Genomic DNA, 14,604 nt, shown 5'->3' with positions numbered 1-14,604 from the left:
ATGACCGGGTGACCCGCACCCGCCGGCTGCTGCTCGTCGTCGACGCGCCGTCGCTGCTGCACCGCAACCACCACGCGCGGTCGCACACCGGGCTCCGCGACCGGCAGGGCCGTCCGATCTGGGCGCTGCACGGGATGCTGCGCCAGATCCTGGAGTCGATCGACTCCTTCGCCCCCGACGCGGTCGTGTTCGGCCTCGACGACCGGTCCGGGTCGATGCGGCGCGACCTCTATCCCGACTACAAGGCCGGGCGGGCCCAGAAGGATCCCGAGCTCGTCGACCAGCTCGACCGCGCCGGCGCCCTCCTCGACGCGCTCGGGCTGGCCACCGTCACCCCGGCGGGCCTCGAGGCCGACGACGTCAACGCCTCGGGAGCGACCTGGGCGACGGCCAACGGCTGGGACTGCGTGATCATCACCTCCGACCGCGACGCCTTCGCCCACATCAGCCACCACACGCGGGTGCTGCGCCTCATCGACGGCGGCATCCACGGCTCACCGATGCTCAACCCGGCTCGCCTGTTCGACATGTACGGCGTGCGACCGGCGAACTACCTCGCCTTCGCGGCCCTGCGCGGCGACAGCAGCGACAACCTGCCCGGCGTGCAGGGCATCGGCGAGAAGTCGGCCGCGATCCTGCTCGACGTCGCCGGCTCGATGGACGCCGCCTGGTCGGACATCGACCACGAGGAGGGCCGCAACCTGCACGCCGCCCTCGACGACTGGTCGGCCGAGACCGGCGGCCGTCGCGTCGGCGCCACCGTCGTACGACGCCTCTCCGCCCCGGGGGCGCGCGAGCGCTACGAGTTCAACGTGCAGATGATGTCGGGGCGCGACGACCTCGACCTGGGCCTGACCCCCGACGTCCCGGGCTCCCGCGGCCTGCTGCCGCTCGACCTCGACCGGGTCACCAAGGTGGTCGGCTTCCTCGACAACGACTTCACCACCGACTTCGCCGTGCGGGTGCTGACCAGCCGGCCCGCGTCAGGCTGACTCCCCCGCCGACTCGTCCGCGGCGTCCTCGCCGAGCCGCGCGCGCAGCCGGTCCACCTCGTCCTCGAGCGCGAGCACGCGGGCGATGCCGACGAGGTTGAGCCCGTCGGCCAGCAGGTCACGGATGCGCTCGAGCCGCTCGACGTCGTCGTCGCTGTAGAGCCGGGTGCCGCCCGCGGTCCGGTCGGGCGTCAGCAGCCCGCGACGCTCGTAGACCCGGAGGTTCTGGATCTCCATGGACACCATCGAGGCGGCCACGGAGATCGCGTACACGCCGTCATCACTGGCCGCCATCTCGCACCTCCTCCGTCCTCACGAATTTCCCAGCCGGACCACTTGATCCTGCCTCATTGATTGAGTATAAGAAACCTGTAACCAGCAATACAGGTCGTGGACCTCGTCCCTCGGAGGTCCACCCCGGCAGATCCAGGAGGAGACGATGTTGCTTCGAACCACCGACCCGTTCCGTGACCTCGACCGGATCGCCCAGCAGCTCATGGGCACGACCAACCGTCCCGCGGTCATGCCGATGGACGCGTGGCGCGAGGGCGACCGCTTCGTCATCGAGTTCGACCTGCCCGGCGTCAACACCGACAGCATCGACCTCGACGTCGAGCGCAACGTCCTCACCGTGCGCGCCGAGCGCGTGGCCCGCAACGGCGACTGGGAGCCGCTCGCCGCCGAGCGTCCCCGCGGCGCCTTCAGCCGCCAGCTCGTGCTCGGCGACAACCTCGACCTCGACCGCATCGAGGCGGCGTACGCCGACGGGGTGCTGCGGCTGGTCGTCCCGGTCGCGGAGAAGGCCAAGCCCCGCAAGATCGAGATCTCGCAGTCGGGCCGCTCCGAGCACGCCGAGATCACCGCCTGACACCCTCCCCGGTCCGCGCGGGCCGCAGCCCTTGCGCAGTGTGCTGCGGCCGCGCCGACCTCAGGGTTCAGCTGCTGCCCGACGCCACGACCGGGACGAACACGGCCGTGATCAGCGCGGCGTTCATGGCCGCGACCGCCTTGGCGACGGCCTCGCCGGCGACGACGTCGGTCGAGACGACCTCGATGCGCTGCTTCAGCTCCTTCTTCCCCAGGGTGCCCCTCTCCTCCTCGAGCACCTTCGGTGCGATCTCGAGGCCCTGGAGGATGGAGAGCAGGCTGGCGTCGGCGGGCGTCGGAGTGCCGCCGAGCAGGACCGTCCGCAGCCGCTCGCGGACGCGTCGCTCGGGTTCCGGGTCACGCACCGGGTACTTCTCGGGCACGAGCCCCAGCGCCCGCTTCTCCTCGACCTCGATGACACCCGCCGCCCGCAGGCCGGCGGCCAGCTCGCGCTCCGCGGCGATCTTGCCGTCGGTCACGAGCGAGGACAGCTTCTTGCCGTCCTTCTTCTCGAGGCGGACCATCGCCGCGTCGAGGGCGGGGTGGCCGACCGGTCCCGGGACGAGCACCGTCAGGCGCGGGTCCTTGTCCTCGCTCAGGGTGATCCGCTCGGCGACGACCAGGTCGGTGATGACCGCGGCCGCGAGGCCGTAGCCGCGCTGGGCCATGACGCTCTCCGGCCTGCCGTCGTCGCGGCGGAGGAGCAGGAACAGTTCTTCGGCGATGAGCATGGGACCAAGCATGCATTCAGGCTAGGTCGCGCTGCCCCGCCTCGGGATCCCTCTCCTGGTGGAGATCCAGCGACAGGACCCGGGCGGCCAGGTCCACCGCGGGACCGAGGAGCAGGATCACCGCGAGCGTGCCCGCGCCCACGGTCGCGCCGAGCAGCCAGCCGCCGAGCGCTCCCCCGCCCTGGACGACGCTGTAGCTCCACCGGAACGGCACGGGCGGGTCCCACGCGAGCGCGGCGGCCTCGGCCGGACCGGCGCCGGTGTGGCTGCCGAGGTAGAGCGCGATCCCCAGCGCCAGCACGGGGAACGCCATCGCCAGGAGCGCGACCTGCCAGCCCAGGGCCTCCGGTGTCTCGAGGACGCCGAGCACCGCGGACACCGTGACGCCGACCAGGACGACCTGCACCACGGTGCCGATGCCCGGGTAGACCTTCCGCAGCGCGGCGAGTGCCACCAGCACGACCCCCACGACGAGGTTGACGACCCAGAAGTCGACCCCGGTCGTGATGGTCAGCCCGTTGACGAACGTCGAGTAGCCGTCCGACCCCAGGTCGGCCGCCAGCAGCAGTGCGACGCCGAGGCCCAGCACGACACATCCGAGGAGGAGCATGGCCGTACGCCGGGGGCTGGGGATCACGCGCGACAGCATCTCAGGTGAACGCCCGGCGACCGTCGGCCGAACCCGCCCGCACCGGCCTTCCACCGCGCCCGCCCGTCGTCGTACGTTGGCGATCCCCCAACCGGAAGGCAGCACCCATGCGCTCTCGGCCCACCCGCCTCGCCCTCGCCGCCGTCGCGACCCTCGCCGTCGCCGGACTCGGCGCCCCCGCCCTGACCTCCCCCGCAGCCGCGGGACCGGACGCCACCAAGGCCTCCGGCAAGCCCAGCAGGCCGACCGAGGTCCGCTTCGCCACCTTCAACGCCTCGCTCAACCGCGCGGCCGAGGGCCAGCTGGTCGAGGACCTGTCGACCCCCGGCAACGCGCAGGCGGCCGGCGCCGCCGAGACGATCCAGCGCGCCGACGCGGACGTCATCCTCGTCAACGAGTTCGACTACGCGCCCGACGGCGAGGCGGCCGAGCTGTTCCGCGACAACTACCTGACGGTCGGCCAGAACGGCGCGGCGCCCGTCGACTACCCCTACTACTTCGTGGCGCCCTCCAACACGGGCGTCCCGAGCGGGTTCGACCTCAACAACAACGGAGTGGTCGGCGAGCCGGGCACGCAGGCCGGCGGCGACGACTCCCTCGGCTTCGGCCTCTTCCCGGGCCAGTACGGCATGGTCGTCTACTCGAAGTACCCGATCGCGACCGAGGACGTCCGCACCTTCCAGGAGTTCCTCTGGAAGGACATGCCGGGCGCCGTGCTGCCCGACGACCCGGCCACGGCCGCGCCGGACGACTGGTACTCCCCCGAGGAGCTCGACATCTTCCGCCTGTCCTCGAAGTCGCACTGGGACGTGCCGATCCAGCTGCCCGGGCGCAAGCCGGTCCACTTCCTCGTCTCCCACCCGACGCCGCCCAGCTTCGACGGCACCGAGGACCGCAACGGACGTCGCAACCACGACGAGATCCGCTTCTGGGCCGACTACGTCACCGGCGGGCGCACGGCGTCCTACATCTACGACGACCAGGGCGGCACCGGCGGGCTCGGTCGCGGGCAGGACTTCGTGATCGCCGGGGACCAGAACGCCGACCCGTTCGACGGCGACTCCTACGACGACGCGATCCTGCAGCTGCTCGACCACCCGCGAATCCAGGACCCGCACCCGACCTCGGCCGGAGCGGTCGAGGCGACCCAGCGCGACGGGCGGATCAACCTCACCCACCAGGGCCCCGCCGAGGAGGACACCGCCGACTTCGCCGACGGCGCGCCCGGCAACCTCCGGGTCGACTACGTCCTGCCCAGCGAGCGCCTCACGGTCCGCGACAGTGCCGTCTTCTGGCCCACGTCCGCCGACCCGCTGTTCGCCCGGCTCATCGGCACGTTCCCCTTCCCGGTCACCGACCACCGCCTGGTGTGGCTCGACGTGAGCACCGCCCGATCGCACGGACGCTGACCCTCAGCCGCTTCGCCGAGGGGCCGGCGGACGTTCACCTGACGTCCACCCGCCGGTCCCTCGGGGGGCCAGCCGGATGACGAGAGTCGGCGTGTCCGCCCGACCACCGATCTCCGGAGACTCCCCCCATGACGCTCGACCAGACCCCGCGTCCGACCCGCACACTCCTGCCGATGGTCGGTCAGACCCACGGCAACCGCAGCGCCGTCACCTGCCACCTGCGCTGTGGCGACGCCTGCTTCCAGGACGTCCCCAACACCACCGAGACGTCCTACTTCCGCGACGTGGCGTCGAAGGTCGTTAGCCGCCGCTCCGTGGTCGGCACCGGGGTGTCGGTCGCGGCCCTCACCGCCATCCCGATGGCTCGCGCCGCCGCCGCACCGGCCCCCGGCCCGAAGCCCGGCAAGGGCGGCCACGGCAAGCCCGGCACCCTCCCCTTCAGCCCGATCGCGCCCGCCGCCACCACCGTCGACGACGTCACCGTGCCCGTCGGCTACCGCTGGGACCCGATCCTGCGGTGGGGCGACCCGATCCTCCCCGGCGCCCCGGCGTTCGACCCCGGCGCCCAGTCGCCCGAGGCGCAGGCCGCCCAGTTCGGCTACAACAACGATTACCTCGACATCATCGAGACCAACCGCGCCGGCACCGCGGCGCTGCTCGTGTGCAACCACGAGTACACCAACGAGGGCATCATGTTCCCGCCCGAGACCGACCCGGCGACGATCATCCGCACCGCCTGGGCCGCGCACGGCATGTCGGTGGTGGAGCTCCGGCGCCGCAGGCGCGGGGACCTGTGGACGTACGTCCCGGGCGCGCACCTCAACCGCCGCATCACCCTCGACACCCCGTTCGCCGTCGACGGCCCCGCCGCCGGATCGGACCTGCTCAAGACCGCCGCCGACCCGACCGGTCGCACCGTCCGCGGCACGATGAACAACTGCGCCGGCGGTACGACACCGTGGGGCACGGTCCTGTCCGGCGAGGAGAACTTCAACCAGTACTTCCGCGCCACCGGGACCGACCCGAAGGAGAAGCGCTACGGCCTCTCCGCCACCCAGGACTCCCGCAACTGGCGCTCGCTCGACCCGCGGTGGGACGCCACCACCGACGACTACCGCAACGAGCCCAACCGGTTCGGCTGGATCGTCGAGCTCGACCCGAGCGACCCGACCTCCACGCCGGTCAAGCACACGGCGATGGGCCGCTTCAAGCACGAGGGCGCCAACGTCATCGTCAACCGCGACGGCCATGTCGTGGCCTACATGGGCGACGACGAGCGCTTCGACTACGTCTACCGGTTCGTCTCCCGCGACACCATCCGTCCCGGCAACAGCCCCAAGGCGCGGCGCCACAACCTCACGCTGCTGAGCGAGGGCGACCTGTCCGTGGCGCGCTTCACCGGCGACGGTCTCGAGGACGGGGTCAGCGACGGCTCCGGCGAGTGGATCCCGCTCACGCGCGGCGGCCAGTCGATGGTCCCGGGGTTCACGCTCGAGGAGGTCCTGGTCTACACGCGCCTCGCCGCCGACGCCGTCCAGCCGACCAAGATGGACCGCCCCGAGGATGTCGAGCCCAGCCTGCACACCGGCCGCATCTACGTCGCCTGCACCAACAACACCAGCCGGACCGCCCTGCAGGTCGACGAGCCCAACCCGCGCCCAGCCAACAAGGACGGCCACGTCGTGGAGATGATCCCCACCGACGGCGACCACACGGCCGACACGTTCGGCTGGAACCTGTTCCTCATCTGTGGCGACGAGGCCTCAGCCGGTCGCTACTTCGGGGGCTGGACCGGCCCGGTCTCGCCGATCTCGTGCCCGGACAACGTCGCCTTCGACAGCCAGGGCAACCTGTGGGTCTCCACCGACGGCCAGCCCAGCGCCATCAAGGTCAACGACGGCCTGTTCAAGGTGCCGGTCGACGGTCCCGAGCGCGGCCACGTCCAGCAGTTCCTCGCCGTCCCGTCGGGCGCCGAGACCTGCGGGCCGGTCATCCGCGACCGCGAGGACACCGTGTTCGTCGCCGTCCAGCACCCGGGCGAGGACGGCTCGTGGGCCGCACCGCAGTCCCGCTTCCCCGACTACGTGCCGGTCGGCGCCGCGGCGCCCGCCGGCCAGCTCGCCGGCCCGCGGCCCACCGTCGTGCAGGTCACCCGCGCCTGAGGCGTCCTACGATCGACCCGTGCCGCGCCCCGTCCCCACCACCGCCGGGGTCGCGGCCGGGTCGATCGCCCTGCTGGCGCTGGCCGTCGTGCAGGGATGGCTCGGCCCGGACGTCGGTCGTGGCGCCAACTTCTGCGAGAGGGCGTACGACGGCCCGGTCGCGCAACCGGCCAACACACTGTCCAACCTCGGGTTCGTCGTCGCCGGCCTGCTGGTCGCCCGCCACGCCCAGCGCCGCACCCCGCCCCCCGACGGCAGCCACGTCCTGCCCACGACCGTGGCGACCGTCTACGCGTGCGTCGTGGTGCTGCTCGGCCCCGGGTCGGCCGCGATGCACGCCACCCAGAGCGCGTGGGGCGGCCACCTCGACTTGCTCAGCATGTACCTCGTCGCCGGGTTCGCGGCGGCGTGGGCCTGGGTCCGGTGGACCCGTCGCGGCACCGCGGCGTTCGTGACGGCGTACGTCGTCTGCGTCGCGGCGTGCGAGCTCGTCGGGCTGTGGCCCGAGCCGATCCCCGTCGTGCACTACTCCGGCAACCTCGCGTTCGGCGCGCTGCTGGTGGCGGCCGTCGTGCTGGAGACCGCGCTGTGGCGGCGCGGCGAGACCACCCGGGTCCTCCGCCACGGCGTCGTGGCGCTGGTGTCGATGCTGGTTGCCTTCACCATCTGGCTGGGGAGCAACGCCGGCTGGTGCGACCCCGACTCGCTGCTGCAGGGCCACGCGGCGTGGCACCTGCTGTGCGCGGTGGCGGCGTACTGGCTCTACCGCCTGTACGCCTCCGAGCACACCACTGACGTGCGGGTGGCTCAGGCGTTGCCGTCGACGTAGCGGCCGTCGGGCGTGACCGGGTTGTCCTCGTTGATCGCCTCGACGGCCTCGGTGAGCTCGGCCTGGGCCAGCGGCGGACGGCGGTCGAGGTGGATGCCGGCGATCATGCACCGCACCGACCCGCCGGCCAGCTCGATCGTCGGGATGTCGACGGCGACGATCTCGCACGACTCCTCGATCGCTGCCACCTGCTCGGGACGCAGCGACCGCTTCGCCCGGGCGGACATGGCCATCACGTAGCGGCGCCGGCCGTCCGGCGTACGACCGCACAGCTCGACCGCGTTGCCGGCGAACTCGCGGATCTGCTCCTCGGTGAGCTCGACGATGGTGCGGCCGGTGACCGCGAGGCGCTCGCGCACCTGCTCGCGCCGGTGCTCGTCGGGGATCATCCCCAGCGCGATCATCGCGACGTCGGTGCCGATGCAGGCGATGACGTTGGTGTGGTAGACCGGCACGCCGTCGGAGTCGACGGCCTCGAAGGCCATCGGCTCGTAGGTGAAGTCGGTGCAGAAGCGCTCGAGCACCGCGACGTCGGCGCGGTGGCTGCGGGCCGTGTACGCCACCCGCGAGACGTGGTCGAGCACCATCGCGCCGGTGCCCTCAAGGAAGATGCCGTCGGGCTCGAGGCCGGAGTAGTCGACGATCGTCTGGACGCGGTACTCCGACTTGAGCATCTCCAGCACGTCCGCGCGCCGCTCGTGGCGCCGGTTCGAGGCGTACATCGGGTAGACCGCCACAGCGCCACCGGCGTGGGTGGAGACCCAGTTGTTGGGGAAGACGCTGTCGGGGCGGGTGTGGTCGTCGTCGTCGAAGACGTGCACCCGGACGCCGACCGCGCGCAGCGCCTCGGCGAGCGCGTCCATCTCAGCCATCGCGTGGGCCGACGTCGACTCCTCCGTCTGACCGGTCGGGGCGTCGGCCTGGAAGGCGTTGTCGGCCGCGGTCGCCGGGTTGGGGACGAACTTGGTCGCGCGGACGAGGATCACTGCAGAGGGGGCCTGGGCACTCACGGGAGGAATGTAGGGCACCGACCAGCCGTCGTCAGAACCCGACGGCCTCCGCCATCCAGACCGCCACCTCGGCGGGGTCGTGGCGGATCGCCGGTTCGTAGCAGGTCAGCTCGGTCTCGACCCAGCCCGGCACATCGGTCTCGCGCCACAGTCCGCACGCGACGACGCCCCGCTGCTCGACGAATCCGACGACCCGCTCGTTGACCTCGTCGACCGTGCCGGGCGCGTAGGCCAGGAAGGTGCCGATGTGCGGCTCCTCGGGGAACGTCCGGAAGCCCTGCGCCCGCAGCTCGGCGGCGAGCCGCACGGCCCAGGCGCGGTAGTCGCCGAACCTCCCGAGGTGCTCGCGCAGCCCGACGAGCCCGCCGACCGCAGCGGCGGTCATCGAGAAGATCGTGCCGCCCATCCGTTGGCGCCACGTGCGGAGCTCGCCGGCGAGGTCCTCGGGGCAGACGACGAGCGCGCCGCTGGAGCCGCCGAGCCCCTTGTAGAGCGAGACGTACACGGAGTCGAACAGGCCGGCCACCTCGGCCAGGCTTCGGTCCCAGTAGGCGACCGACTCCCAGACCCGCGCGCCGTCGGCGTGCAGGCTCACGCTGCGCTCGCGGGCGGCCGCGGACAGCGCGACCAGGTCGTCCCAGGGCGGCAGCAGGCAGCCGGCGTCGCGCAGAGGCAGCTCGACCATGGCAGCGCCGAGCCGGCCGCCGATCGCGTCGAGGTCGTCCGCGGTGGGCGTCCTCCGCCCCGTGGTGAGCCACTCGAGCTCCAGGCCCAGAACCCGCCGCGGGCCGTCCTGCTCGTGGTGCACGAGGTGTGACAGGTCGGGCAGCGCGACCCGGCGCGAGCCGGCGCGGTCGCACCAGGCACGCAGGGTCGCCTGCTGCGCCATCACGCCGCTGGGGAACATGACGGCCGACGGCTTGCCGAGCAGCTCGGCGACCTCGCCCTCGAGCTGGGCGACGGCACCGCGCTCGCCGTAGCGGTCCCAGGCGAGATCGTTGGTCCCGGCGAAGTCGGCGAGCCCGCGCAGCATGGCCGCCGGTGTCGACGGCGGGCGGTGGAAGATCCAGTCGGCTGACGCCGACGCCGCCCGGAAGCGGTCCAGGACGTCGTTCACGCTGGAGTCACTGAGCCGTCCACGAGGCCCTCACGCAGCCGTCAGCCGTGGCGCTTGAACCAGTACGTCGTCTCGACGCCGGGGATGACCTGCACCAGCTCCCACCCGTTGACGCCGAGGGTGGAGAGGAGGTCCTCCCACGACTCGGTGCCCTCCACGAGCGCCTCGGGGTCGGCGTTGTAGCCGCCGACCTCCACGTTGCCCTGGTCGTCGACGGTGATCTCGAGGTGCGCCCATGAAGCCATGCGGCGATCCTGTCATGCGGGTCAACCACCCAGCGCCCACTCCGCCATCACGTGGCACCGGTCGGTCTCCCACCAGGCGAGCTGCAGCCGGTCGAGCACCACGTCGACGGGTACGACGTCGGCGAGCAGCGCCGCCGTCGAGCCGAGGTCGACGTGGTCGGAGGCCGCGTCGACGGTGAGGTGCGGCTGCACGTCCGTGCCGAACTCACCGCCGTACGGCGGCCACGCGGGGAAGGCGGCCACCAGGCGTGCGGTCAGGTCGCGCAGCGCGTCGTCCGGGTCGGGCACGAGGTGGATGATCCCGTTGGGGAACTGGCCGAGGTCGGCCAGCCGCGCCCGGACCGGCGGCGTCGCGGCGGCGATCGCGGCGACCGTGTCGAGGTCCTGTGCGCTCGGCGCCGGGGCGAAGGGACCGAGGGCCGTGACGTGCGCGTGCGCGAAGCGCGGGTCGGCCGACACGAACCCTTCGTCGTAGTGGGCGGTGCGCTCGCGCACCCACGCCTCCAGGGCCGGCACCGGCAGCTGGAGGACGGAGTGGCCGGTCACGCGGGCAAGACTGGCAGGCCGACGGGCCGGTTGCATCACTAGGCTGCTGCCGCCATGACCCGGACCCACGTCGCCCCGCCCTCCCCCGACATCGCCGCCCTCGCCCGCGAGCGCCTGTCCGGCCTGGCCACGCCGCCGGGAGCGCTCGGACGGGTCGGCGAGCTCGGTGTCTGGCTGTCCGCCGCGCAGGGCGTCGTACCGCCGCGCCCACTCACCGACGTACGCCTCGTGGTGCTGGCCGGCGACCACGGCGTCGCCGCGCACGGCGTCTCGGCCTACCCCGCCGCGATCACCGAAGCGATGGTGCGCACGCTCGTCGCCGGTCGCGCCGGCGTCAGCGCGCTGGCGCGGGAGCACGGCGTCACCGTCACGGTGCTCGACATCGCCGTCGACGCCGAGCTCGACGACCTCCCGGACGCGGTCACCGCGCGCAAGGTCCGGCGCGGCTCGGGAGCCATCCAGCTGACCGACGCCCTGACCCGCGAGCAGGCCGAGCACTCCCTCGCCCTCGGCGCCGCGCTGGCCGGCGAGCTCGCCGACGACGGCGCCCAGCTGCTGATGACCGGCGACCTCGGCATCGGCAACACCACCGTCGCGGCCGCGCTCGTCGCCGCGACGCTGGGCCTGCCGGCCGACGAGGTGACCGGTCGCGGCACCGGCATCGACGACGACGGCTGGACCCGCAAGCGCGACGTGGTGGCGCAGGCCCTGGCCCGCGCCGCGGGCCGCACCTCCGACCCGGTCGAGGTGCTCACCGCCCTCGGCAGCGCCGACCTCGCCGCCACCGTCGGCTTCCTGGTCGAGGCGTCCACCCGCGGCGTGCCGGTGCTCCTCGACGGCCTCATGTCCGTCGCCTGCGCGGTCGTGGCCGAGGCCCACGCGCCGGGCGCTGCCGCCTGGTGGCTCGCCGGCCACCGCTCCACCGAGCCCGCGCAGGCACACGCCCTGAAGTCCCTCGGCCTCGAGCCGGTCCTCGACCTCGGCATGCGCCTGGGCGAGGGCTCGGGTGCCGTGACGGCCCTGCCGGTGCTGCGCTCGTCGGTCGCCGTGATGCGCGACGTGGCGCTGCTCGCGGAGATCCTGCCTTCGTGACCGTCCGCGACGCGTGGCTTCTCGCCACCGGCACGCTCACCGCCGTCCGCGTCCCGCCGCCCGGCGTGGTCGACCGTCGGACCGCCGGGCTCGCGATGGTCCTCGCTCCGCTGGCGGTGCTACCGCTCGCTCTCGCGGCCGCGGTGGTCGTCCTGGTCGCGGGCTGGATCGGGCTGCCGCCCCTCGCGACGGCGTACGTCGTGCTGGTGACGCTCGCGCTCGGCACCCGGGCCTTCCACTGGGACGGCCTCGCCGACACCGCCGACGGCCTGACCGCGTCCTACTCCCCCGCCCGCTCGCTCGAGGTGATGCGCACCGGGCCGGTGGGACCAGCCGGTGTGGTCGCGGTCGTCCTCGTGTCCGGGCTCCAGGCGGCGGGGCTCGCCGCGGTCGTGCGCCACGACCACGGCTGGTGGGCGGTCGGGCTGCTGGTGTGCGTCTCCCGGCTCTCGCTGGCGCTCGCCTGCGTGCGCGGCGTGCCGGCGGCGCGCGCCGACGGGCTCGGAGCCACGCACGTCGGCTCGGTGCCGGTGGTCGCCGCCGTCGCCTCGCTGCTGGTGTGCGGGGTCGTCGTGGGGTTCGCCGGCAACGGGCTGGGCTCCGTCTGGACCCTGCTCGCGGGGCTGGTGGCGATGGTGGCGGTCGTGCTGGCACTGCTGCTGCGGGGCGTACGACGACTCGGCGGGATCACGGGGGACGTGCTGGGCGCGGTCGTCGAGGTCTCCTTTGCCGTGCTGGTGCTCGCAGCCGCGAGCGCCTGAGGCCACTCAGTCGCCGCTGCCCGGCTCGGCCATCCGGCGGTGCATGGCCGCCTTGAGCTTGTCGGGCATCGCCTTGCCGGCCGCCTCCTGCACCTTGGTCTTCAGGCTGCCCCCGACCACGCGGTCCTTGCCGGCCATCAGCGCCTCGAAGCCCTGCTTGGCGACCTGCGCGGGGTCGTCCTTCCTCGACGTGCCCACCTTGGTGTCCTCGGCCATGTCGGCCCGCTCGAAGAAGTCGGTCTCCGTGGGCCCCGGCATGAGCAGGGTGAGGGTGACACCGCTGTCCTGGAGCTCGTTCTGCAGCGCCTCGGTGAAGGACTGGAGGAACGACTTCGACGCGTTGTAGACGGCCTGGAAGGAGCCGGGCATCGTCGAGGCGATCGACGACGTCACGAGCACCCGGCCCTCACCGGCCGCGACCATGTCGCGCAGCACGAGCTTGGCCAGGCGCACCGTCGAGGTGATGTTGAGGTCGATGATCGAGAGCTCGTCGGCGAGGTCGGTGTCGACGAACGCGCCGCCCTGCCCGTGGCCGGCGTTGAGGGCGATCGCTGCCAGCGGCCGGCCGTCGGCGCGGATCCGGGCATAGAGGTCGGCCACCCCCTGCTCGTCGCGCAGGTCGACCTGCACGTGCTCCACGGAGCCGCTGCTCCCCGCGCGAAGGACCGCGGCCGCGACGGCGATCTCGGCATCCTCGGCGGCCACGAGGAGGTCGAAGTGGTGGTCGACGAGCTGTCTCGCGAGCTCGAGGCCGATCCCGCTCGAGGCGCCCGTCACGACCGCGAGCGGCCGTCCGCTGCCGGCGGTGCCGTCGGCGGTGGCGGACGTGGACGTCGTGTCTGAGGCCATGGCCGATCCGTACCCATGCCTCGTCGTCCGATCCCCCGCCCGGCTCTGACAGGATGCGCGCCATGCGGATCCTGGTCACCGGCGGCGTGCGGTCGGGAAAGTCCACCCACGCGGAGGAGCTGATCGGCGGGGCCCCCGCCACCTACGTCGCCACCGGTACGCCGCCCGACCGCGACCAGGACCCCGACTGGGCCGCCCGGATCGACGCCCACCGCGGCCGCCGTCCCGCCTCCTGGGGCACCGTGGAGACGCAGGACCTGGCCGGCGTGCTCGCCCGGGCCGGTGACCCGCTGCTCGTCGACTGCCTCGGCACCTGGCTCACCGCGATCATCGACGCCGAGAACGCCTGGGAGAAGGACTCCGACGCCGTCCACGACCTCGTCCTCGCCCGCACCGACGAGGTCGTCGCCGCACTCGCGCGGTGCGAGCAGGACGTCGTGCTGGTGACCAACGAGGTAGGCCTCGGGATCGTGCCCGAGCACCGCTCCGGGCGCCTCTTCCGCGACCTGCTCGGCATCGTCAACCAGCGCGTGGCCGCCGCCTGCGACGAGGTGCACCTCGTCGTCGCCGGTCGCGTGCTGCGGCTCTGAGGTGCACAGCCCCTGGCGCGCCCGCACGCCTCACGACGCCGCAGCCCTCCTCGACGGCTACGACCGGCCGTGGTGGATCGCGGGCGGCTGGGCCGTCGAGGCGTTCACGGGCGTCCCCCGCCCGCACGACGACGTGGACCCGAGCATCCTGCGCTCCGACGTCGTACACCTGCGCCGCCACCTGGCCGGCCGGCTCGATGTCTGGCAGGCGGACAGCGGCACCCTGACTCCCCTCGTCGACGACTCGGTGGTGCTACCCGACAGCTGCGAGAACCTCTGGCTCCGTCCGAGCGGTGCGGAGCCCTGGGAGTACGACGTCATCCTCATGCACGCCACTCCCGCGACCTGGACCTACAAGCGCGACGCCCGCATCACCCGTCCGCTCGCCGAGATCCTCTGGACCCGCGACGGCATCACCTACCTCCGTCCCGAGGTGCAGCTGCTCCACAAGGCGCGCGTCGTACGCCCGAAGGACCAGGTCGACTTCGACGTGTGCGCGCCACTCCTCGACGACGGGTCGCGCGCGTGGCTCCGCTCGTCACTGGAGCTCGCGCACCCCGGGCATCGGTGGCTGGACGCGCTGTAGCTCTCGTGGCTGCTCACGCCAGCGGCGGGTCCGTCTGTCGTTGCGTGGCGTGGGTTGGCGCGCCGGTCGGTGGGTGGGGAACGAGATGTACCCGATCAGTGCGTGTGGGCCCGCTGTTGGTTCCCCAACGGTCCGCCGCGAGGCGGCCCGGCGCCGCCTGTTGCGCCCT

Annotated in this window: 17 protein-coding genes; 9 read left to right on the top strand and 8 right to left on the bottom strand. The window is 72.9% G+C overall.

Going from position 1 to position 14,604, the window contains the following annotated elements; translation table 11 throughout:
• Positions 1-8 precede the first annotated feature (8 nt).
• Positions 9-992 carry a 5'-3' exonuclease H3TH domain-containing protein gene (locus tag HOO61_RS16240; protein WP_172260320.1) on the top strand — a complete coding sequence of 328 codons (984 nt, stop codon included), beginning with the start codon at positions 9-11 and terminating at the stop codon, positions 990-992.
• On the opposite strand, the gene HOO61_RS16235 is transcribed toward HOO61_RS16240, so the two are convergent.
• On the bottom strand, positions 984-1,286 hold the full coding sequence (locus tag HOO61_RS16235; RefSeq protein ID WP_172260318.1) for a MerR family transcriptional regulator: 303 nt from the start codon (positions 1,284-1,286) through the stop codon (positions 984-986). The genes HOO61_RS16240 and HOO61_RS16235 overlap by 9 nt on opposite strands.
• 145 nt (positions 1,287-1,431) lie before the next feature.
• On the opposite strand from HOO61_RS16235, the gene HOO61_RS16230 reads away from it, so the two are divergent.
• Positions 1,432-1,860, top strand: a complete 429-nt coding sequence (locus HOO61_RS16230; RefSeq protein ID WP_172260316.1) for an Hsp20/alpha crystallin family protein — start codon at positions 1,432-1,434, stop codon at positions 1,858-1,860.
• Positions 1,861-1,927: 67 nt separating this feature from the next.
• Here the strand turns inward: HOO61_RS16230 and HOO61_RS16225 are convergent, their stop codons facing one another.
• The gene (locus HOO61_RS16225) at positions 1,928-2,602 is read right to left on the bottom strand and encodes a GPP34 family phosphoprotein (protein ID WP_172260314.1); all 675 of its coding nucleotides are present in this window, start codon (positions 2,600-2,602) and stop codon (positions 1,928-1,930) included.
• Positions 2,603-2,606: 4 nt separating this feature from the next.
• Positions 2,607-3,227: a hypothetical protein gene (locus HOO61_RS16220; RefSeq protein WP_172260312.1), complete on the bottom strand. Its 621-nt coding sequence runs from the start codon at positions 3,225-3,227 to the stop codon at positions 2,607-2,609.
• Between the two features lie 119 nt (positions 3,228-3,346).
• Between HOO61_RS16220 and HOO61_RS16215 the strand changes: the two genes are divergently transcribed.
• From HOO61_RS16215 to HOO61_RS16205, 3 genes are all read left to right on the top strand, one after another.
• On the top strand, positions 3,347-4,648 hold the full coding sequence (locus tag HOO61_RS16215; RefSeq protein WP_172260310.1) for an endonuclease/exonuclease/phosphatase family protein: 1,302 nt from the start codon (positions 3,347-3,349) through the stop codon (positions 4,646-4,648).
• 128 nt (positions 4,649-4,776) lie between these two features.
• Entirely contained in the window at positions 4,777-6,810 is a 2,034-nt protein-coding gene (locus tag HOO61_RS16210; RefSeq protein WP_172260308.1) for a PhoX family phosphatase, read from the top strand.
• A 19-nt stretch (positions 6,811-6,829) separates the two neighbouring features.
• Positions 6,830-7,639, top strand: a complete 810-nt coding sequence (locus HOO61_RS16205; protein ID WP_172260306.1) for a ceramidase domain-containing protein — start codon at positions 6,830-6,832, stop codon at positions 7,637-7,639.
• Here the strand turns inward: HOO61_RS16205 and ctlX are convergent.
• The 4 genes from ctlX to HOO61_RS16185 are packed head-to-tail and all read right to left on the bottom strand — an operon-like array spanning position 7,618 to position 10,557.
• Entirely contained in the window at positions 7,618-8,649 is a 1,032-nt protein-coding gene (ctlX, locus tag HOO61_RS16200) for a citrulline utilization hydrolase CtlX (RefSeq protein ID WP_172260304.1), read from the bottom strand. The genes HOO61_RS16205 and ctlX overlap by 22 nt on opposite strands.
• Positions 8,650-8,680: 31 nt before the next feature.
• On the bottom strand, positions 8,681-9,766 hold the full coding sequence (locus HOO61_RS16195; RefSeq protein ID WP_172260302.1) for a beta-eliminating lyase-related protein: 1,086 nt from the start codon (positions 9,764-9,766) through the stop codon (positions 8,681-8,683).
• A gap of 41 nt (positions 9,767-9,807) precedes the next feature.
• Positions 9,808-10,011, bottom strand: a complete 204-nt coding sequence (locus HOO61_RS16190) for a hypothetical protein (RefSeq protein ID WP_172260300.1) — start codon at positions 10,009-10,011, stop codon at positions 9,808-9,810.
• Between the two features lie 21 nt (positions 10,012-10,032).
• Positions 10,033-10,557: a 2'-5' RNA ligase family protein gene (locus HOO61_RS16185; RefSeq protein ID WP_367650216.1), complete on the bottom strand. Its 525-nt coding sequence runs from the start codon at positions 10,555-10,557 to the stop codon at positions 10,033-10,035.
• A 54-nt stretch (positions 10,558-10,611) separates the two neighbouring features.
• Between HOO61_RS16185 and cobT the strand changes: the two genes are divergently transcribed.
• Together cobT and HOO61_RS16175 are read left to right on the top strand one after the other, a co-directional pair.
• The gene (gene cobT / locus HOO61_RS16180) at positions 10,612-11,649 is read left to right on the top strand and encodes a nicotinate-nucleotide--dimethylbenzimidazole phosphoribosyltransferase (RefSeq protein ID WP_172260296.1); all 1,038 of its coding nucleotides are present in this window, start codon (positions 10,612-10,614) and stop codon (positions 11,647-11,649) included.
• Positions 11,646-12,410: an adenosylcobinamide-GDP ribazoletransferase gene (locus HOO61_RS16175; protein ID WP_172260294.1), complete on the top strand. Its 765-nt coding sequence runs from the start codon at positions 11,646-11,648 to the stop codon at positions 12,408-12,410. The genes cobT and HOO61_RS16175 overlap by 4 nt, the downstream gene beginning before the upstream one ends.
• Positions 12,411-12,416: 6 nt before the next feature.
• On the opposite strand, the gene HOO61_RS16170 is transcribed toward HOO61_RS16175, so the two are convergent.
• The gene (locus tag HOO61_RS16170) at positions 12,417-13,259 is read right to left on the bottom strand and encodes an SDR family oxidoreductase (protein WP_172260292.1); all 843 of its coding nucleotides are present in this window, start codon (positions 13,257-13,259) and stop codon (positions 12,417-12,419) included.
• Positions 13,260-13,321: 62 nt separating this feature from the next.
• Here HOO61_RS16170 and cobU point away from each other — a divergent pair, with 62 nt between their 5' ends.
• Both cobU and HOO61_RS16160 read left to right on the top strand, forming a co-directional pair.
• Positions 13,322-13,849 (top strand): bifunctional adenosylcobinamide kinase/adenosylcobinamide-phosphate guanylyltransferase, encoded by a 528-nt coding sequence (gene cobU, locus HOO61_RS16165; protein WP_172260290.1) that lies wholly within the window; start codon positions 13,322-13,324, stop codon positions 13,847-13,849.
• Position 13,850: 1 nt separating this feature from the next.
• The gene (locus tag HOO61_RS16160) at positions 13,851-14,435 is read left to right on the top strand and encodes a hypothetical protein (protein WP_216659033.1); all 585 of its coding nucleotides are present in this window, start codon (positions 13,851-13,853) and stop codon (positions 14,433-14,435) included.
• Positions 14,436-14,604: the final 169 nt, after the last annotated feature.

Origin of the sequence: Nocardioides sp. zg-1230 (genome assembly GCF_013155335.1) — a bacterium.
In the GTDB taxonomy this organism is placed as follows: Bacteria; Actinomycetota; Actinomycetes; order Propionibacteriales; family Nocardioidaceae; genus Nocardioides.
This window is presented reverse-complemented; position numbering and strand designations above follow the sequence as displayed.